General features: G+C 70.6%; 14 protein-coding genes, 1 other RNA gene and 2 pseudogenes. 4 read left to right on the top strand and 13 right to left on the bottom strand.

Annotation, left to right across the window (positions count from 1 at the left end):
• Nucleotides 1–247: 247 nt before the first annotated feature.
• The 5 genes from VKA29_RS06190 to VKA29_RS06210 form a co-directional block, all read right to left on the bottom strand.
• On the bottom strand, nt 248–3,913 hold the full coding sequence (locus VKA29_RS06190; protein ID WP_420718447.1) for a LamG domain-containing protein: 3,666 nt from the start codon (nt 3,911–3,913) through the stop codon (nt 248–250).
• A 375-nt stretch (nt 3,914–4,288) separates the two neighbouring features.
• The gene (locus VKA29_RS06195; RefSeq protein WP_324784220.1) at nt 4,289–5,476 is read right to left on the bottom strand and encodes an acyltransferase; all 1,188 of its coding nucleotides are present in this window, start codon (nt 5,474–5,476) and stop codon (nt 4,289–4,291) included.
• Nucleotides 5,477–5,601: 125 nt separating this feature from the next.
• A complete protein-coding gene (locus tag VKA29_RS06200; RefSeq protein ID WP_324784157.1) occupies nt 5,602–7,791 on the bottom strand; it encodes a glycosyltransferase in 2,190 nt (729 codons plus the stop codon).
• A complete protein-coding gene (locus tag VKA29_RS06205; protein WP_324784158.1) occupies nt 7,791–8,981 on the bottom strand; it encodes a hypothetical protein in 1,191 nt (396 codons plus the stop codon). The genes VKA29_RS06200 and VKA29_RS06205 overlap by 1 nt, the downstream gene beginning before the upstream one ends.
• A gap of 157 nt (nt 8,982–9,138) precedes the next feature.
• Nucleotides 9,139–10,104, bottom strand: a complete 966-nt coding sequence (locus VKA29_RS06210) for a LysR family transcriptional regulator (RefSeq protein ID WP_324784159.1) — start codon at nt 10,102–10,104, stop codon at nt 9,139–9,141.
• An 84-nt stretch (nt 10,105–10,188) separates the two neighbouring features.
• Here VKA29_RS06210 and VKA29_RS06215 point away from each other — a divergent pair, with 84 nt between their 5' ends.
• From VKA29_RS06215 to VKA29_RS36920, 3 genes and pseudogenes are all read left to right on the top strand, one after another.
• Entirely contained in the window at nt 10,189–11,544 is a 1,356-nt protein-coding gene (locus VKA29_RS06215; RefSeq protein WP_324784160.1) for an MFS transporter, read from the top strand.
• A pseudogene (locus VKA29_RS06220) lies at nt 11,475–11,834 on the top strand (TIM-barrel domain-containing protein); the annotation flags it as partial. The gene VKA29_RS06215 and the pseudogene VKA29_RS06220, both read left to right, overlap by 70 nt.
• Nucleotides 11,835–11,838: 4 nt before the next feature.
• Nucleotides 11,839–12,012, top strand: a pseudogene (locus VKA29_RS36920) (substrate-binding domain-containing protein); the annotation flags it as partial.
• Nucleotides 12,013–12,057: 45 nt separating this feature from the next.
• On the opposite strand, the gene VKA29_RS06225 reads toward VKA29_RS36920, so the two are convergent.
• The 6 genes from VKA29_RS06225 to ftsE all read right to left on the bottom strand — a co-directional run bounded on the left by VKA29_RS06225 (nt 12,058) and on the right by ftsE (nt 17,234).
• The gene (locus VKA29_RS06225; RefSeq protein ID WP_324784161.1) at nt 12,058–13,038 is read right to left on the bottom strand and encodes a PHB depolymerase family esterase; all 981 of its coding nucleotides are present in this window, start codon (nt 13,036–13,038) and stop codon (nt 12,058–12,060) included.
• Between the two features lie 154 nt (nt 13,039–13,192).
• Nucleotides 13,193–13,592: a transfer-messenger RNA gene (gene ssrA, locus VKA29_RS06230) on the bottom strand.
• A 155-nt stretch (nt 13,593–13,747) separates the two neighbouring features.
• Entirely contained in the window at nt 13,748–14,227 is a 480-nt protein-coding gene (gene smpB / locus VKA29_RS06235; protein WP_324784162.1) for an SsrA-binding protein SmpB, read from the bottom strand.
• Between the two features lie 111 nt (nt 14,228–14,338).
• Entirely contained in the window at nt 14,339–15,517 is a 1,179-nt protein-coding gene (locus VKA29_RS06240) for a S41 family peptidase (RefSeq protein ID WP_324784163.1), read from the bottom strand.
• A gap of 68 nt (nt 15,518–15,585) precedes the next feature.
• Complete coding sequence (ftsX, locus tag VKA29_RS06245; RefSeq protein ID WP_324784164.1) at nt 15,586–16,503, bottom strand: permease-like cell division protein FtsX; 918 nt, start codon at nt 16,501–16,503, stop codon at nt 15,586–15,588.
• A gap of 41 nt (nt 16,504–16,544) precedes the next feature.
• A complete protein-coding gene (ftsE, locus tag VKA29_RS06250) occupies nt 16,545–17,234 on the bottom strand; it encodes a cell division ATP-binding protein FtsE (RefSeq protein WP_324784165.1) in 690 nt (229 codons plus the stop codon).
• Nucleotides 17,235–17,547: 313 nt separating this feature from the next.
• On the opposite strand from ftsE, the gene VKA29_RS06255 reads away from it, so the two are divergent.
• Nucleotides 17,548–17,739 (top strand): hypothetical protein, encoded by a 192-nt coding sequence (locus tag VKA29_RS06255; protein WP_016438128.1) that lies wholly within the window; start codon nt 17,548–17,550, stop codon nt 17,737–17,739.
• A gap of 206 nt (nt 17,740–17,945) precedes the next feature.
• On the opposite strand, the gene VKA29_RS06260 is transcribed toward VKA29_RS06255, so the two are convergent.
• Together VKA29_RS06260 and prfB are read right to left on the bottom strand one after the other, a co-directional pair.
• Nucleotides 17,946–18,548 (bottom strand): hypothetical protein, encoded by a 603-nt coding sequence (locus tag VKA29_RS06260; RefSeq protein ID WP_324784166.1) that lies wholly within the window; start codon nt 18,546–18,548, stop codon nt 17,946–17,948.
• A gap of 305 nt (nt 18,549–18,853) precedes the next feature.
• On the bottom strand, nt 18,854–19,960 hold the full coding sequence (gene prfB / locus VKA29_RS06265) for a peptide chain release factor 2 (protein ID WP_324784167.1): 1,107 nt from the start codon (nt 19,958–19,960) through the stop codon (nt 18,854–18,856).
• Between the last annotated feature and the right edge of the window lie 38 nt (nt 19,961–19,998).

Here is a 19,998-nt window from a genome sequence, read left to right on the forward strand (position 1 = left end):
TCCGAGCGCCGCCGCCAGTCGTCTACCCCGTGCCTCGGTCCATGACGTGCCTGGTCGAAGCCATTTCATGTCATCGCACTCCCCTGTGAGGCCGCCCGCTCCCGGGCAGCGCTGACCACGGCACGTCTGCCGTGGTGATCGTGGAAAGGAATGGGGCCTGGAGGCGTGTGCAGCACCGGCGGATCGCGTGTCCGCTGGGTGGCAGGCACACTTGCCTGCCACCCAGCCCCTGACCGTGCTGCTCGCTCTACTCGTCGCCCGGCGCGCCGAGCGCCTTCGAGCGAACCTGATCGGCGCTCATGGCGCCCGCCCATACCCGGACCTCGTCGAGCGATCCGGGCAGGTAGTACCCGGTGGTGCCGCCGGAGCGACCGCGGCCGGCGGCGATCTCGCCACCGCCCTGCTCGAGCGCGGTGAAGGCGGAGCCGCCTTCCTGAGCCTGCTCGGCCTCACTCACGTACAGGTGGGTGTTGCCGTAGCCGCTGCCCGCTTCCTCGGTGGCGTCGTAGACACCGGTCACCTGGACCCAGGTGTCCATCTCCGCCGAAGTCTCGGACGGCACCGAGGCGCTGGCGACGACAATGCCGGTGGAGTCGGTCGCGGTGCGGCCGAAGCACCACAGGTAACCGTCCGCGGAGACCTTCTCGACCCACAGCGCCCACGACGACTCCTTGCCGTCCGGGGTGGCCTGACCGAAGACCTGGGCCCGCCCGCCGATCGGCATGGCGGCGAACTTCGCACCGTCCAGCTTGACGTCGGCGGTAACCGTGAAGGACCCCGTTTCGTCGATCACCGGTCCCGTCGTCGCCATGTACCCGGAGGTCCCGTCGAGATGCAGTTCGTTCTCTTCCGGGTCCGCCAGTGCTCCCGTGGACGAGATGTCCATGGAGCCCGGGGCATAGGAGGTGAACTCCACGATCTTGCCGTTCGCAGCGGTGGCGCTGTCCCAGTAGGCGACCAGCTCGGTCGCCGCGACGCCGTCGGACTCCAGGCGCGCGTCCTGACGGATCTCGTCCGGGGTCAGCACGCGCTGCCACACGTTGAGTTCGTCCACGCGTCCGAGGAAGTACCCGCCGTAGGCGGCGCCGGTCTTGGAGCGGCCGACCTGCAGTCCCTCGGTTGACGCCCACGGCGTGTACGCGGTGGAGGCGCCGTACAGCCTCACGGGTTGCCCCTGCGCGCGACCGTTGACGAAGAGCTGGATGGTGTCGTTCGTCTTGTCGGTGTCGCCCTTGGTGTCGAAGACGCCCGCGAGGTGGGTCCAGACCTCCTTGGGCGGGCTCGCGGTGTCCGCGAGAGAGCGCACGTAGACGGCCCCGGTCTTCACGTCAGCCGCCGAACGGTTGAAGATCCACTTTTTGTACGACGAGGAGTAGTACAAGGCGAAGGCCGAGTCGTTGGCCCCCGTCGCCGAGGCGACCACGCGGTTCTTCGAGTCGTCGGTGAGCAGAACCCACGCGGAGAGAGTGAAGGAGTCCCCCGTGTTCACGGCAGGGCTCGCGGTCGCGGCGTAGCCGGTCTGCTTGGTGCTGTCCGTGACGTCATCGTTCAGACGCAGGGAGTAGTCAGCCGTACCGCGTCGGCCGAGCACGGACCAGCCTGCCGTGGTTCCATCGGTCTGCGGGTACAGCTTGGCGTCGTGGCGCGTGCCCTCGGTCGCCGTGTCCTTGGCCGTCGTCACCGTGGAGCCGGGTGTCCCGTCATCGAAGTGCCAAGTACCCACCGGACCAGAGGCATTGGCCACCTTGAAGACGAACTCGGCGGGCTCGCCCCACCGTTCTCGCACGTCCTTGGCCTGAACCGTCAGCACCTGCGTGCCGGCCAGCGACGGCACCGGCTCGATGATCACGGTCGAACCGGCCTTGATGGTCGGTTTCTTGTCGGTCAGCAGACGCCAGCGATAGGCCTTGATGTCCTCCTTCTGGTCGGCGACGTTCGGTTCGAGCTGGAAGGAGCCCGTGATCCCGGGTCCCCCCTTGCCCTCGCACAGGTTGGCGGTGCACTCGGTGTACACGCCGTTGGCAGTGATCTTCGGGACCTTCGGCGCCGTGGAGTCGATCTTGAAGTAGCACCAAGAGGAGTAGGTCGACCACAGGTCGCCGGACTTCGTGCCGTACGTCCAGTGCGACTGGGTGCGCGCCCGCATGCGGTAGAGCCCGCCGTCGGCGCGGTTGTCCATCCGGACCTTCTCCAGCGTCTCGTCCGGATCCCAGCCCGGTTTCGGCCGGTAGTCGGACCACACCTGGTGCCAGTCCGCGTCGTCACCGCGCTGGACGACGAACTCCGCCTGCAGCTCACCCTTCTCTTCGGTGGATTTGGGCTTCACCTGCGTCTGCACCCGAGCCTGGGCCATCGGATCCACCCGCGTGACGATCAGCGGGTCCGACTGGGACTTGTTGCAGTAGGCGGTCGTTCCGTCTCCCGGAATGAGCCCCACCGACGACGGTACGCCCGGCTTCGGAACGTAGATCACCTGAAGTTCGGCGTTGTCGTCGAACCGCTTCCAAGCCGCCGGGTCGCTCTCGTCCTTGGCCTGCAGCATGAGCGTCAGCCGGGAGAACTTGCCCGCCGCGAGATTGCGCACGGAGGCAGTGAGGTTCTCGTCGGTCTCGTTCGGGTTGTCGTGGAAATCGATCCATGCGTCCGGTTGGTCCGGGCTGCACAGGTCACCGCGGCCGGCGGAGACTTGGGTGTCACCGATGTGGTCGAGGATCGACGGGCCCGGCCACCGGGTGGCCGAGGAGATGTTGTTCGTGCGCTCCAGGTCGACCCACTTCGGATCGCAGGTGAACGACCACGTCTCCCTGGCCCGGAACGTGGCGTCGATGACCTGCTTGCCGGACAGCTTGGTGCCGCCGAACTCGAAGTACATCCGGTTCGTGTGGTCCACGTCGCAGTAGTACGGTCCCAGGCGACTGCAGTTGCCGACGCCGTAGTCCCCGTCGAACTGCCACCACCGGTCGCCGTCGCTGGAGAGAACCGACCGCTCGGAGGCTCCCAGGCCGACCGGCGGGTCGATGCGGACCGGATAGACGGTGTCCTTGCCGCGCAGCAGCTTCAGGTCGGGTTTCACGCTGATGCTGTCCCGCCCGACCGCAACGGGCATCTCTGCGCTGGCGTCCCCCGGCATCGGAACACTGGCGTCCTGCCGGACCTCGGCGGCCGGCCCCGGCTTCGCGCTGAGCGATTGGGCACCCGTCGCAACGCTGCCGGAGGAGTCCCACATCAGGCCGGCAGGACCGTCGAAGACCGTGTTGCCGTCCTCGTCCACGGCGCGCAGACCGCCGCCCTGTCCTGGGACGACTTGCAGACCCTGTCCGGTGACAGCCAGCCGGACCCGCTCAAGCTTCGGATTGGCGGCCGCCCTGGCCGACTTGACCACCAGGACCTCGCGGTACCCCTCGGCAGTCGCGGTCAGTTCCAGATCGACGCCGCTGAAGATCTCCGGGTAGGTAGCGGTGGCGCCGTTCAGAACCGGCTTGGGTAACGTGCCGGGCCACCCCAACCGCAGAGCGCCGCGGTCGGTGCCGATCCGGATGAGGTCTTCCCCGTCGCCTCCGCCGGAGAACGCCAGCTCCATCACGGCGGCCCTCGGGCGTACCGTACCGTCGGCCTCACGCACCAGTGTGGCGTCGGCCTGACGCCACGAGCCGTCCGCGGTCTTGACCCGCTGCGGCGTCGTCGACTGGGTCAGGGTGAAGGTGCCGTCCGGGTTCGCCATGGTGGTCGAGTACGGCGTGCGTTGCGAGACCACCTCGACCGGTTCGCCGGTCCGCTGGGCGCGCGCCGATGCCGACCGGTCGGCCTGTGGTTTCCCGATATTCGCGGTCTTCGCATGTGCGGGTTCCGCCGCGACACCCACGAGCGCGACGAGTGACGCCAGGACGGCGCTCGCCGTCGTCGCACTCACCACCCTCAGCGGTTCGACTCTTCGGCGTGCGCCGCGAAGACGCATGCCCTGTCTGTACGTCAAAGGCCCCACCCTCAGTCACGATTCGTTCACAGTAAGCCCACGAAGCGAAGCATTGGTGTTCGGAAAGCGTCAATCAAGAATTGGCAAAGGGGGGGCGCGTGCGGGCCAACTACCTGCAAAGGGACGCCAATAGCCCTCCCATGCAACAACCGGACATCCTTCACCGTCGCCCTTCGGCAGCAAGCGCCTTGCCAATTCCAAGTCAAGATCAATTCCCGACAGGGGCGACTTCCCCGAAATTGCAAGAGCCGCCCGGATGATCCGGGCGGCTCTTGGGGTGCAGCAGAGCGACTCTTTGCTTTTGTGACCAAGCGGTCAGGCTCGACCCGCCCTCGGTCGCGACTTGCGGCTCTTGGGTGCCGACCCGTCCGGCCATATTCGCGGTTTCCGCTTCGCGGCGATGTCCTCGACCCAGCCGAACCAGACGATGCAACTGCCGATGAACATCCAGGTGATGGCGAGAACCGGCCACGGGCTTTCCAGCAGCCACGAGAAGTGCAGGTACATCACGTCGAACTGCCACAACTGATCCCACAGGGTGGCGGCAATGAGGATGCAGATGTTGTGCCACAGGTAGATCGTCACGGCTCGCGAGTTGAGCAGGGTGACGAGCCGGTCGAAGGGACGCAGCCAGCGGGGCCAGTCCGTCCAGGAGGGGCTGACGTGGAGGAGCAGCAGGACCGTCGCGAACGACCAGAGGGACTGCGCGAACGGAATGTCGTCCAGGTCGTTTCCCTGCTTGAAGCCGTGGGTCAGGGCATACCACAGGCCGAGTGCCGCGACGCCCGGAGCGAGCGACGGGACGACGTAGCGGGGCAGGCGCTTCAGGACACCTTCCTGGTGCGCCATTCCGAGGACCCAGCAGGCACCGAAGGTGCTGAAGTCGGTGAGGGCCGACGGAATGCGTTCTCCGGGCAGATTGAGGTAGCCGAACTCGAAGGCGGCCGCCAACGCGATCGGCGACAGGATGGTCGCCCAGGGCAGCGCCCGCAGGGCCTTGAGCAGGAACGGGGAGAACAGGACGTACCAGAGGTAGGCGCGGATGTACCAGAGCGGTCCGGCCAGTTCCCCTCCCCAGTCCTCGCCCAGGATGCCGTGAATGCCGCGCAGGCCCTCGGCGTACGGCGGGTCGCTGAGCGGCAGGATCCAGAACCCGAGGTGGATCCACCACCAGCCGGGATGTCCGTCGTCGTTCGGGCTCCAGCCCTGGAGGACCATGCCGGTCACTCCGATGGCGCCGAGCAGCCACAGGGGCGGCAGGAGACGGCGCAGCCTGCTCCGTACGACCTGCAGGGGCGGCCGCTTGAGCGAGCGCGCCATCAGATTGCCGGCCAGGGCGAACATCACGCCCATGGACGGGAACACGACGGGCAGCCAGGCCCAGCCCATCAGGTGGTACAGGACGACACGGAAAAGAGCGATCGCCCTGAGGAGGTCGAAGTACCTGTCCCGGGCGGGCGGGCGCTTCTGCTGCTCGGGGGGCGGCAGTGTGGACTCGTCCATGCCGGACGGCACGGTGGGAACGGTCACGTGTGGGGCTTCCTGGCTGCTCGTCGGTGCGGTGCGATATCCCATGGGCGGATTCGGCTGGGCGCCCGTGGCCGGTCCGTACTCGAAGGGTGGGATGGTCATCCGGCCGACCTGCCGTCCATGACCGGCCGGTGCTGGACAGGCGCATTCGGGGCAGCCGTGATGGTGCCCTTGCGGCGCAGCTTCTGCCAGCGCAGGCGGCCGCCGGTGAGCGCCGTGATCCAGGACTGGAGCAGTACGACGTACATGAGCTGGCGGTAGAGGATCTGCTGCAAGGGCATCGAGATCAGCGGGGTCAGCGGCTCGCGGTCCAGAAGGAAGGCGTAGGCCGCGCAGACCGCCTGGACCGCAAGAACGCCGAACCAGGCCACGATCGTCTTCTCAGTGGGGCCGAACATCAGGCCGTAGACGAGGAACACGTCGATCAGCGGTGCCAGGAGAGGGGCTACGACCATGAAGAGCGAAACCAGTGGCAGACCGACCCGGCCGAACCGGCCCGAGGGGCCGCCTTCGATGAGGGCCCGCCGGTGTTTCCAGATGGCCTGCATCGTGCCGTACGACCAGCGGTAGCGCTGGGACCACAGTTGCTGCACCGACTCCGGGGCCTCGGTCCAGGCCCGCGCCTTCTCGGCGTAGACGACCCGCCAACCGTCGCGGTGCATCGCCATGGTGATGTCGGTGTCCTCGGCGAGCGTGTCGTCGCTCATGCCGCCCACCCGCTCCAGGGCCGACCTGCGGAACGCCCCGACGGCGCCGGGGATGGTCGGCATGCAGCGCAGGATGTCGTACATGCGGCGGTCGAGGTTGAAGCCCATCACGTACTCGATGTGCTGCCAGGCGCCGATGAGCGAGTCGCGGTTGCCGACCTTGGCGTTGCCGGCGACGGCGCCGACCTTGGGGTCGCCGAAGGGCTGCACCAGCTCGCGGACGGTGGACGGTTCGAAGACCGTGTCGCCGTCCATCATCACGATGATGTCGTAACGGGCGTTGGCCAGGCCCCGGTTGAGGGCGGCCGGCTTGCCCGCGTTGAGCTGCCGCACGACGCGGACGTTGGGCAGGCCCATCGCCTCCACGATCCGCGCGGTGCCGTCGCTGGAGCCGTCGTCGATGACGATGACCTCGATCGGGTGCTCGCTCGCCATCAGGGAGCGGACCGTGTTCTCGATGCACTTCGCCTCGTTGTACGCGGGCACCAGCACCGACACCGGTTCGGTCACCGGCGGTCCCCAGCTGAAGCCCCGGCGGCGCACCCGGCGGGCGTGGACGCCGGAGAGCAGCAGCATCAGCACGAAGCGGAAGATGACCAGGGCGCCGATCACCGCGAGGCCGACGACGAGCCCGCCGGTGATGTTGTCCGCGGCGCTGACCAGGAAGATCCACGCCTTGCCCTTGAGCAGGTCCAGTCCGGCGACCTTGGTGTGGGCGCTGGGGGCGCCGAGGGCCTCGGTGAGGTTGTCGAACTCGTAACCCTGTTCCTGCATCATCGGCAGGAACGTGTCGAGCGCCTGCACGGTCTGGCGGCGGTCGCCGCCGGAGTCGTGCATCAGGACGATGGCGCCCTTGCCGTCCTTGGGCGTGGCGTTGCGGATGATCTCGTCGACGCCGGACTTCTGCCAGTCCTTGCTGTCGGTGTTGTTGACGACCGTGATGTAGCCCTTGCTGCCGATGTACTCGGTGACCGGCCAGGACTTGTCGTCCATGGCGTCCGCGAAGGAGGAGTACGGCGGCCGGAACAGCGAGGTGCGGATGCCGGCGGCGCCGGTGATCGCGAGCTGGTTCTGCGACAGCTCCCAGTCGATGCGCTTCTTGGACTGGAAGGACAGGTCGGGGTGGTTGAAGGTGTGCAGGCCGACCTCGTGGCCCTCGTCGACCATGCGCTTGACCAGGTCCGGGTAGCGGGAGGCCATGGTGCCGGTGACGAAGAAGACCGCGTGCGCGTGGTGCTCCTTGAGCACGTCCAGGACCTTGGGGGTCCAGGTCGGGTCCGGGCCGTCGTCGAAGGTCAGGACGAGGCGGTGGTCGGACAGCCGCAGGCTGGTGGTGCGGCCGCTGCGGGTGTCGATGACCGGGCCGCCGTCGATGATCTTCTCCGGCACCCTGTCGGCGGCTGCCTCGGGCTGGATGCGATGGTCGGCGAGGATCTCGCTGTGGACGTAGCCGCGCAGCATGAGCATCGCCATCAGTGCGACGAGCACGAGCATGGGCAGCAGCAGCCGCATGGGCACGCGGCGCCGGGAGCCGTCGGGGGCCTTGTTCGCGGCCCTGCGACGGCGGGAGCGGGATGCCATCAGAGGTGGTACTCCGGGGACGTGGACGGGAGGGCGGCCGTACCCGGTTCCTCGGCGACGGGAGTCGGGGTGCTCGCGCCGACGGCCACGGCCACGGCGTCGGCGCCGGTGCCGAGGCCGGGGTTGTCGCCGGCGGGTGACTCGGAGGGGCCGGCGGTGGTGCTGCCGCCCGTGCTGGGGCCGGCCGACGGGGTGACCGGGTCGGCCGAGAGCGACGGGACGGGCGGGCTCACGCCGGTCTCCGGCTTCGACGTCGACGTGCTGGCCGACGGCCGGGGGTCCGCGGAGGTTCCCTGCCCGGCGCCACCGGACGCGCCGGGTGAGGCGCCGGCGGTGCCCGGAGAGGCCGTCGTGCCGTCGGTCGTGGTGGCCGACGCGCCGGGTGAGGCGCCGGCGGTGCCGGAGGGGTCCGCGGTGCCGGAGGGCTGCGGAGAGGTGTCGACCTCACCGGCGGGCTGCTCGTCCTGCTGGCCGGGGACGGGCAGCCAGGGGGCGTCGGAGCTGCCGGAGAGCAGGGTCATGACGATGACGACGGCGTAGACCGCGCAGGCCAGGCCGATGGCCATGCCGAGGCGGCGGAAGCGGCGGCTGCGGCGGCCGGACTCGTCGACGAAGACGGGCCTGTCGGAGCCGTCGCCACCGGCCGCGCCGCCCTTGGCCCGGCGCAGGCCCATGTCCTGCTGCAGGCTGACGGCGTCCAGCTGGACGGTCACCTCGTGCGGGTCGTGGGTGTGCTCCGCGTCGCCCGGGGTCTGCCAGGGGTCGTGCGGGGCGGCGGGGCCGGTCTCGGGGCGGGCCGAGGCGGGAAACGCGGCGGTGTGACCGGCGTCGGCGTGCGCGAAGGGGTCGGTCTGCGCGAAAGCGTCCGTCTGCGCGAAAGCGTCCGTCCGCGCGAAGGGGTCCGGCTGCGCGAAGGGGTCCGGCTGCGCGAAGGCGCCCGAGCCGGCGGGGCCGCCGGGCAGCGCCTGCGTGGCATCGGCGTCGCCGGAGGCGGTGTCCGCGAAGGCGGTTCCTCCGCGGCCGGCGCCCCTGAAGCCGGGGTCGCCGAAAGGCTGAAAGGCACTGTCGGGGACTCCGGTCGCTCCGGGTTCGGCGAACGCCTGGGTGTCTCCCCCGGTCGCAGGGAGATCCTGGGCCCCGGATGCCGAACCGGCCCATTCCGGTTGGGCGTCTTCTCGCCACTTCTTCACACGCACGCACAACCCCCCACGGGACAGTTCTGGGTGCGCCTACGACTTGAGCACCTGTCGGCTGAACCAGGCCCCCACCCGGTTCGAGCGCCCCCTTTACCACACCGTGCTCAGGGCATGAATGTAGCGCACGCGGAGGATCCGCGGTGGCCGCGTGTCAGTTGTGAGACGCCATGACCCTCTCGTCGGTGGCCGGAATCCATCCCTCGGACGGCCGTCGGAGCCAGTTTTCCGCGGCGGCGAGTTCGGCCGCGGCCCGTCGAAGCGCGTCGAATCCGGGATGGACCAGTCCCTTTCGCCACACCAGCGACACCGGCGAGAGCGGAACCGGGTCCACCAGGGGCCGCAGCACGGTGCCCGGCATGGCCGGAAAGTCCACGACGGCGAGGACGGGGTGGCCCGTTTTGGCCATCAGCCGCTGGAACTCCTCCTCGCCGACGGCCAGCGGGGCGGGTGGCGCGATCTCGACGCCCCGCCCCTCGAACAGGCGGCGCGCGAGGTCGGTCCACTCCGGCGTCCGGGGGTTCCCGGCGCCCGCGTACACCGTCTCGCCCGCCAGCGCGGCCAGCGGCACCGCCGCCAGGGAGGCCAGCCGGTGGCCCTCCGGCAGCACCAGCGCCATCGGCTCGTAGCGGACGGGCTGGTGGTCCAGCGGGGCGCGCAGCGCCGGGTCGAGTCCGGCGAACCGGCCGAACGAGGCGTCCAGGCGCCCGGCGGCCAGGTCGCCCGCCGCTCCGGTGAGGCCGCTCTCGTAGCGGGCCATCAGCTCCTGCTCGGGGGCGAGCTCGCGGGCCCGGTGCAGGACCCGGCGCCCGGTGGCCAGGCCCGGGGAGTTGAGGTCGACCAGCAGCGGCCGGGCCTGCCCGAAGGCGGCGAGCAGCGCGTCCTGCGCCTCCAGCACCCGGCGCGCGTGCGGCAGCAGCCGCTCGCCGTCGGCCGTCAGCGTCACCTGCCGGGTGGTGCGCACGAACAGGTCGGCGCCGAGCTCGCGCTCCAGGCGCCGCACGTCCCGGCTGAGCGCCTGCTGGGCGACGTAGAGGCGGACCGCGGCACGCGTGAAGTGCAGTTCCTCGGCGACGGCGACGAAGGCGCGCAGCAGGCGCGGGTCGAGGTGGGCGGGCATCCGCCGAATTTACAACGGGACCGCGTCAATGGGCGCGGAGAAGGTGTTGGACCCGGTGACCGGGCGCGGGCGACGGTGGTGCGCATGTCGCAGCAGCCCCAGCCCCTTTACACCGTCACCGGCGACGCCGTCGTGGCCGTCGACTTCTCCCCCCGCTTCCGCCCGCGCCCGCCCGGCCCCTACCGCCGGCTCTTCGCCGTGCCCGGCGCCCGGGCCTTCACGGCCGGGAACCTGGTGGCCCGGCTGCCGATGGGCATGTTCAGCGTGAGCGCGGTGGTGATGATCGCCGCGGCCCGCGGTTCGTACGCCCTGGCCGGCGCCGTCACCGCGACCGGGCTGGCGGCGACCGCCGTCGTCGCCCCGTGGACCGCGCGGCTGGTGGACCGGCACGGCCAGGCGCGGGTGGCCGTGCCCGCCACGGCGGTCGCCGTCCTCGGCTCCCTCGCCCTGGTGCTGTGCGTGCGCCTCGGCGCCCCCGCCTGGACCCTCTTCGCCTCCTACGCCGCCACCGCGACGACCCCGAACACCGGCGGCATGTCCCGGGCCCGCTGGTCCCACCTGCTGGGGGGCGACGAGCGGGCCCTGCACACGGCCAACTCCTTCGAGCAGGCCGCGGACGAGCTGTGCTACATGCTGGGCCCGGTTCTCGCGGCCCTGCTGTGCGGGTCGCTCTTCCCCGAGGCGGGCACGCTGGCCGGTGCGGTGCTGCTGCTGACCGGCATGCTGGTCTTCGCCGCCCAGCGCTCGACCGAACCCCCCGTCCACCCGGTCCACGCGCTCGCGAGGCCGCCGTGGCGGGCGCCGGGCATGCCGGCGCTGCTCGCGATGTGCCTGGCGACCGGCGCGGTGTTCGGGTCCATGGAGGTGGTCACGATCGCGTTCGCGGACGCGCAGGGGCACCGGTCGGCCGCGGGCGCGGTGCTCGCCCTGCAGGCGGCCGGTTCGTTCGCGGCGGGCCTGCTGTTCGGGGCGGTCCGCCCGGCCGGTCCCGCGGAGCGCCGGCTGCCGTGGTGCGTCGCGGCGATGACGGCGCTGCTGACCCTGCCGCTGCTCGCGGCCTCCCGCGCCGGCTCGCTGCCGCTGCTGGCGGGCGCGCTGCTGCTCGCCGGAATGGCGACCGCCCCGACGATGGTCACGACGATGACGCTGGTGCAGGCGCGCACGCCCGCCGGCCGCCTCAACGAGGGCATGACCCTGGCGGTGACCGGCCTGCTCGGCGGCATCGCCTGCGGCTCGGCCACCGGCGGCTGGATCGTGGAGCACCTGTCGCCGGCGGCCGGGTTCGGGGTGCCGGTGACGGCGGCGGCGGTCGCGTTGACGATCTCCCTCGCGCAACGGGGCGTTCCGAACCGGAGCGGCCGATCTCGTGCAAGGTGTCCTTCGGGGCGGGCTCGGAGGCGGTCTCACGGGTCCAGTTCGGCGAGCAGTCGCAGCAGTTGACGTACTACGTCGTCCACGGCCCGGCCCCGAAGGACATCCTCGGCAAGCACACCGCCCTGACCGGCCGCCCGGCCCTGCCGCCCGCCTGGCCGTTCGGGCTGTGGCTGTCGGCGTCCTTCACCACCTCCTGCGACGAGGAGACGGTGACGTCGTTCGTCGACGGCCTGCGGGAGCGCGAACTCCCGCTCTCCGTCTTCCACTTCGACTGCTTCTGGATGCGCGAGTCCCGGTGGTGCGACTTCCGGTGGGACCCGCGGGTCTTCCCTTACCCGGAGGGGATGCCGGCCCGAGCCGGCCGAGTCGCTACGGGTGCCCGTCACCTCCGTCGCCCTGCCGTCCGCCGAGGTGGGCGAGCGGGCGGTGGAGCTGCTGATGCGGAAGCTGGACGGCGCACCCGTGCCCGGGGCCACGCCGCTGCCGCCCCGGCTGACGGACCGGGCGAGCACGGCACCGCGGGACGCCCCGTGACACGGGTGCCGGCCGGGACCGGCGGGGCGGAACGGGCGGACCGGCTCAGCCCAGCCCCCAGGCCCGCCCGAGCCGGTAGGCGGCGCACAGGTTCACGTCGAGGAGGTACGCACCCGCCGTACCGCACTGCTCGCCGCCGCTGCCCGGGTCGACGGGCTGTCCGTGGCCCATGCCGGTGATGCTGTACGTCTCCACGGCCACGGCGCCGGCCGGGTCCCGGAAGACCTGGTGCGGGTAGCCGGCGACGGTGTCGCCGGCGTCGGCCGTCTGATCGGCGCCGTGGACGTTCGTCCACTGCCGCATCAGGTCGGTCATGTTGACGGGCTTGACGGTGTAGTCGGCGGTCCCCTGGAACACGGTGAGCGTCGGCCAGGGCCCGCCGTAGCCGGGCCGGGCGGCCCGCACCCGGTCGCCCCACTGCTGCGGGGTCTGGGTGGCGCCGACGTACATGCACACGTACGCCGATCCGGCGGCCTGCGCGCACCCGTACGGCAGCCCGGCGGCGATGCCGCCCGCGGCGAACTTCTCCGGATACGCGGCCATCATCACGGCGGTCATCGCGCCCCCGGCGGACAGCCCCGTCACATACACGCGCCCGGCGTCCCCGGACACGTCGGCGAGCTGCCGGTCGACCATCTGCGCGATGGAGGCGGCCTCGCCCTGGCCGCGCGCGATGTCGCCGCTCTGGAACCAGTCGAAGCAGTTCGAGGCGTTGTTCGTGCTCCGCTGCTGCGGCAGCACTACGGAGAAGCCCCAGCGGTCGGCGAGCTGGAGCCAGCCGCTGCCGGTGCCGTAGCCGGCGGCGTCCTGCGTGCAGCCGTGCAGGGCGACGACGACGGGGCGGCCGGCGGGCAGTCCGGCGGGGACGTGGCGGAACATGCGCAGGGCGCCGGGGTCGGACCCGAATCCGGTGACTTCCTCCAGGGAGGCGGCGGCGTGCGCCCGCCCCGGCTGGACGAGGGAGAGCAGGGCGACCAGCAGGGTCGCCAGGACGGTGAGGCGGCGTGCGGCTCCGGTCTGTGTCATGAACATGGACCGTAGAAGCGTGAACGACCCCCCGATATGGCCCCGGGCCCCACAAGCGGGCGCCCCGGACTGTGGCCCTGCGCGGCGCGGCCGCGCGGAAACGACGAAGGCGACGCGGCCCGCGCTGTCCGCGGGCACACGTCGCCTGTCGTCATCGTGGAGATGGCGGGAATCGAACCCGCGTCCAACGGTGCGGAATCAGGGCTTCTCCGTGTGCAGTCCGCTTCGCTTTTCTCGGCCCCGGAGATCACGCGGACAAGTCTCCGACGGGCTCAGTCACTGTTTGGTTTCCCTCTTCACCCCGTGACCGGGATCAAGGTTTAGTCCCCTAGCTGATGCCAGGATCCGGGTCGGGAACAGCCCCGGGCTGACACTCCCTTTGTAGGAGGCTCGCTTCGCTACCTGAGATCAGGCAGCGAGGGCGAAGGCCTGCTGGGAGGAATCGCGCTTGGTGTTGGCGATTATTTTTTTCGGCCTGTGGTTTACGAGATCATGGCCGCTTCCTCGACACGCTTCCCCTGCTTCGACAGCCGCTGTCGAAACCGATCATCCCCATGTTGATTTTTCAATGCTCACCCCGGCCTCGGCCGGTGCTGATGCCATCGTACGTGACCAACGCACCCTCGTGCCAGCATATTCCCGGCGGTCACGGGACCACGCGGCGGCGGGACCACGCGGCGGCGGGACCGGAGACCGCGCCGCCGCGGGATCACGCCCGCTGCTTGCGCCGCACCGCGGACATCGCCCGCTCCGCCTCGCGCCGGTCCTGCTTCTCGCGCAGCGTCTGGCGCTTGTCGTACTCCTTCTTGCCCCTCGCCAGCGCGATCTCGACCTTGGCCCGGCCGTCCTTGAAGTAGAGGGCGAGCGGCACGATCGTGTGGCCCGTCTCCTGGGACTTCGACTCCAGCTTGGCGATCTCCTCGCGGTGCAGGAGCAGCTTCCGCTTGCGGCGGGCGGCGTGGTTGGTCCAGGTGCCCTGGCTGTACTCCGGCACGTGCACGTTGTACAGCCACGCCTCGTTCCCGTCGAGCTGGACGAAGCCGTCCACCAGCGAGGCCCGTCCCTGGCGCAGCGACTTCACCTCGGTCCCGGTGAGCACGAGACCGGCCTCGTAGGTGTCGAGGATGTGGTAGTCGTGCCGCGCCTTCTTGTTCTGCGCGATCAGCTTGCGCCCTTTTTCCTTAGCCATAGTGCCGCCCATTTTCGCACTGCGCGGGGGTGTCCGGGCCAGTCCTTAATCCGCGTCGCCCAGGCCGCTGGTCCCCGACGCCCAGGCCGCTGGTCCCCGTCGCCCAGGCCGCTAGTCCGCGTCGCCCAGGCCGCTCAGCACCGTCTCGGCCCGCTCCAGGACCTGCCGGTCGCCAGGCCCGACCTCCAGGTCGGGCGTGATGCCCCGGCCGTCCACCCCGCGCCCGGAGGGGGTGCGGTAGTGCCCGACGGTCAGCTCGGCGACGGAGCCGCCGGGCAGCCGGCTCGGCATCTGCACCGAGCCCTTGCCGAAGGTGCGGGAGCCCACGACGACCGCGCGGCCGCGGTCCTGCAGGGCGCCCGTGACCAGTTCGGCCGCGCTCATCGTGCCGCCGTCGACAAGCGCGACCAGGGGCCTGGTGGTGTCGCCGCCCGGATCGGCGTGCAGGGCGCGCTGGTCGCCGTCCACGTCGTAGGTGGCGACCAGGCCGCCGTCGAGGAAGGCGGAGGCGGCGGTGACGGCCTCGGAGACCAGGCCGCCGGAGTTGCCGCGCAGGTCGAGGATGACGCCGGCGTCGGCCGGGGCCTGCCGGACCGCGGTGCGGACGGCGTCGCCGGAACCCCTGGTGAAGGCGTCGACCCGCAGGACGGTCACGCCGCCGGCGAGCCGGTGGACGGTGACGGAGTCCGTGGACAGGCTGGCGCGCCGCACCGTCTCGTACCACGCGCGCGTGCCCCGCTGCAGGCCGAGCGTGACCGTCGTGCCGGCGGGCGCGTCGGTGGCGTCGCCGCGCAGCAGGGCGACGACCTCGGTGACCGGCAGGCCGTCCACCTTGCGCCCGTCGACGCTGCGCAGCCGGTCGCCCTTGCGGATGCCGGCGGCGGCCGCGGGCGAGCCCGGCCGGACCCGGGTCACCTCGACGCGGCCGTCCCGCTCGCGCCGGGCCCACAGCCCGACGCCGGTGTAGCGGCCGTCGAGGGCCTGCTCGAACTCCTCGTAGTCGCCCTGGGAGTACACGGCCCCCCAGCGGTCCCCGCTGCGGCTGACGGCGTGCTCGGCGGCCTCCATGGGGGACTTGCCGTCCGCCATGGCCTGCCGGGCGGCCTCCGCGACGTCCTCGTGATGGCTGAGGGGGACGGCCGGACGGGCCGCGTCCGGGGAGGATTTCCGGTCGGGTCCGGGGAGGGAGCCGGTCGCCGCGCCGGCCACCAGCACGCTCGCGAAGACCAATGTCAGGGCGGCCCCGCGGCGGACGCGGCGGGGCTGGCAGAACAGGTCACGGCCTGACATGCCGGTGAGTCTAGGACAACACAAGAGGGCCGCACGGCCCGTTGACCGCGCGGCCCTCTTGGCGTGCGTCACACCTTGAGGTACTTGCGCAACGCGAAGAAGGCGGCCAGTGCGGGCATCAGCAGGCTGGTGGCGAGGATGAGGGGCAGCTTCGTGAGGACGGCGTCCCAGCCGATGAAGTTGATCAGGTTCAGCTTCTGCGACAGGGCCAGCCCGTGGTCGATGATGAAGTAGCGGGCGATCAGCAGGAATCCGCAGGCGACCGTGCCGCCGATCAGTCCGGCGACCGCGGCCTCCGCGATGAACGGCGCCTGGATGTAGAAGCCCGAGGCGCCGACCAGGCGCATGATGCCGGTTTCACGCCGTCGGCTGAACGCGGACACCCGCACGGTGTTGACGATCAGCATCAGCGCCACCACGAGCATCAGCGCCATCACCGCCCGCGCCGCCCAGTTCATGCCGTTGAGCAGCCCGAAGAGGTTCTCCAGGAGACCCTTCTGGTCCTGCACCGACTGCACGCCGTCGCGCCCGTCGAAGGCGGTCGCGACGACCTTGTACTTCTGCGGGTCCTTCAGCTTGATGCGGTACGACTCCTGCATCTGGTCCGGCGTGAGGGAGCTGGCCAGCGGGGAGTCGCCGAACTGCTCCTTGTAGTGCTTGTACGCCTCGTCCTGCGACTCGTACGTGACCTTCTCGACGACCGACATCTTGTCGAGGTCGGCCATGATCTGCTTCTTCTGGTCCTCGGTCACCGCGCCCTTGGCGCAGTTGGGGTCCGACTCGGCGTCGCTCTTGTTGCAGAGGAAGATCGAGACGTTGACCTTGTCGTACCAGTAGCCCTTCATGGTGTTCACCTGGTCGCTCATCAGCAGCGAGCCGCCGAAGAGGGCCAGGGACAGGGCGACGGAGACGACGACCGCGAAGGTCATCGTCAGGTTGCGTCGGAGACCGACACCGATCTCCGACAGGACGAACTGGGCGCGCATGGCGTCGGATCAAGCCTTTCCGTGGACGGGTCGGGACGCGGTCAGTGCTGGTAGCCGTAGACGCCGCGGGCCTGGTCGCGGACGAGGCGGCCCTTCTCCAGCTCGATGACGCGCTTGCGCATCTGGTCCACGATGTTCTGGTCGTGCGTTGCCATCACGACGGTCGTGCCGGTGCGGTTGATCCGGTCGAGCAGCTTCATGATGCCGACGGAGGTCTGCGGGTCGAGGTTGCCGGTGGGCTCGTCGGCGATGAGCAGCTTGGGCCGGTTGACGAACGCCCGGGCGATGGCAACGCGCTGCTGCTCACCGCCGGACAGCTCGCCGGGCCTGCGGTCCTCCTTGCCGCCGAGGCCGACCAGGTCGAGGACCTGCGGCACGGACTTGCGGATCTCGCCGCGCGACTTGCCGATGACCTCCTGCGCGAAGGCGACGTTCTCCGCCACCGTCTTGTTCGGCAGGAGCCGGAAGTCCTGGAATACGGTGCCCAGTTGGCGGCGCATGTGCGGCACCTTCCAGTTGGACAGGCGGGCGAGGTCCTTGCCCAGGACGTGCACCTGCCCGTGGCTGGCCCGCTCCTCGCGGAGGATCAGCCGCAGGAAGGTGGACTTTCCGGAGCCGGAGGACCCCACGAGGAAGACGAACTCGCCCTTCTCCACTTCCAGGGACACATCCCTGAGTGCAGGACGGCTCTGCTTGGGGTAGACCTTGGAGACATTGTCGAATCGGATCACGGATGCACCACGGGTCGCCGGGGGTAGATGAGCGTGACCATACGCGAGTCGGGCGCGTGAGCGCAGGCACCGGTGGCGGTTGCGTAGTGGATGTGCTGTTTTGTGCCGTGCGGGGAAGGCTCCGGGGAGGCCGCGAGGAGGCGGGACGGGGCGCCGGGCAGACGTCCGCCCGCTCCGGCGAGACGAGCCTCACCCACCCCGGGACGGACGACCCCGGGCACCGCCGGGGCGAACCTGGCACAGTGGAGGGGGGAACGTCCGGCGACCTTCGGGCGTTCACCCGGTGGAACCGTCGGGCAAGGAGGGCGAGCGCATGACGTACGACCGGCTGGTGTGCGCGAACTGCGCGGCGCCCGTGAGCGAGGGCCGGTGCCCCGTGTGCCGTGCGAACCGCGAGCGGCTGCAGCAGGAGAACTTCTTCGCGGGGCTGAACCCCATGGCGCTGATCGCGCTGCTCGCGGTGCTGATCGCCGCCGTGGCGCTGCTGGCGCACCAGACCGCGTAGCGCGGCAGTCCGCTCGGCGCGGCGAACCGTGGCGCGGCGAACCACGGCCCGGCGGTCGGGACCCGGAACACAGACATGGCAGGGGCCCGGAGCGTGTGACACGCTCCGGGCCCCTTGACCTGCTATGTGCCGCGATGTTCGTGCGACGCGGCGGCGCCCACGGTCCGCGCACGCTCCGTGCGCGGGCGACCGCCGCCGGTCCCGCGTCAGGCCGCGGCGCCGCCGCGGCCGCCCACCAGGCGCGGCAGGACGCGGAAGCCGACACCGCCGGCGATCATCGTGGCGGCGCCGATCACCAGGAAGACGGTCTGGCCGGCGCCGGTCTCGGCGAGTTCGTCACCGCTGCCCTGGGCCGCCGTGCCGGACGAGGTGTCCGTGCCGGTGTCGGTGAGGGCGGAGGTGCCCCCCTCCTGCGCGGAGGTGCCGGAACCACCGTCGGGGTCGGTGTTGCTGTTGCCGCCCCCGTTGTTCCCGTTCCCGTTGCCGTTGCCGTTGCCGTTGCCGTTCCCGTTGCCACCGCCGTTGCCCGGGTCGGTGGGCTGCGCGGTCGGCTCGTCGGTCGGCTCCTCGGTGGGCTCGGTGGGCTCCTCCGTGGGGTCGGTCGGCTCGTCGGTCGCCGTGGGCTGGTCGGTCGGCAGCGTGGTCTGGGTCGGCGCCGGGTCGCTCGGGGTCGGCGACGGCGTGACGCAGATGTCGAGGAGATCGCAGTCGTCGGCGGCTGCGACGCCCGCGGCGGTCAGCGAGGCGCCGGCGGCGATCACGGCACCCGCGGCGATCCGCGCGACGCGGACGCGCATCTTGTTGGTCATGTGGTTGCTACCCCCAGTAGCTCATCGTCAGTGAGGCGGCGCTCGGGGGCCGTGATCGACGGGGACGGCCGTACGGAAGAAACCCCCCGGTTCACATGCGCCCCAGAGATACGCATGCCAAGGCTTCACCCTTCCCACTTTTCACAGCAACGTCAAGGCCGTTGCGCGCGCAATGTCTGAATTCGGCCTTCTTTGCCGGGAGTTGGAGTCTGTGAGTGTGACGTAAGCCCCAGACACAGCGCCCACACAAAAGGCAACTGCCGCCCGGAGGGCGGCAGTTGCCAAGTCGACAAAGCTGTTCGCGGTTACTTCTCCTGCTGCTTGCGCCAGCGAATCCCGGCCTCCAGGAACCCGTCGATCTCGCCGTTGAAGACGGCCTCGGGGTTGCCGACCTCGCACTCGGTGCGCAGGTCCTTGACCATCTGGTACGGGTGCAGCACGTACGACCGCATCTGGTTGCCCCAGCTGTTGCCGCCGTCGCCCTTGAGGGCGTCCATCCTGGCCTGCTCCTCCTGGCGGCGCCGCTCGAGCAGCTTGGCCTGGAGGACGTTCATCGCGGTGGCCTTGTTCTGGATCTGCGACCGCTCGTTCTGGCAGGAGACGACGATGCCGGTGGGGAGGTGGGTGAGGCGCACCGCGGAGTCGGTGGTGTTCACGCCCTGGCCGCCGGGACCGGAGGAGCGGTAGACGTCCACGCGCAGCTCGGACTCGTCGATCTCGATGTGGTCGGTCTGCTCGACCACCGGGAGCACCTCGACGCCCGCGAAGGAGGTCTGGCGGCGGCCCTGGTTGTCGAAGGGCGAGATGCGCACCAGCCGGTGCGTGCCCTGCTCCACGGAGAGCGTGCCGTAGGCGTACGGCACCTGCACGGCGAAGGTGGTCGACTTGATGCCGGCCTCCTCGGCGTACGACGTCTCGTAGACCTCGGTCTTGTAGCCGTGGCGCTCGGCCCAGCGCAGGTACATCCGCTGGAGCTTCTCGGCGAAGTCGGCGGCGTCGACGCCGCCGGCCTCGGCGCGGATGTTCACGAGCGCCTCACGGGCGTCGTACTCCCCGCTGAGCAGGGTGCGGACCTCCATCTCGTCCAGCGCCTTCTTGACGGCGGCGAGCTCGGACTCGGCCTCGGCGCGGGTGTCCGGGTCGTCCTCCTCCTCGGCCATCTCGAAGAGCACCGAGAGATCGTCGATCCGCCCGCGCAGCGCTTCGGCCTTCCTGACCTCGGCCTGGAGATGGCTCAGCTTGCTGGTGATCTTCTGCGCCTCGTCCGGGTTGTCCCACAGGGACGGCGCGGCCGCCTGCTCCTCGAGCACGGCGATGTCTGCCCTCAGCCTGTCGAGGTCCAGAACGGCCTCGATCGACTCCATGGTCGAGGAGAGGGACTTTAGCTCTTCGGATACATCGACGACTGCCACGCCTCCAGCGTAACGGCTCCGCCAACCGGGGAACGCCG

The organism is Streptomyces sp. H51 (assembly GCF_035656535.1).
Classification (GTDB): domain Bacteria; phylum Actinomycetota; class Actinomycetes; order Streptomycetales; family Streptomycetaceae; genus Streptomyces.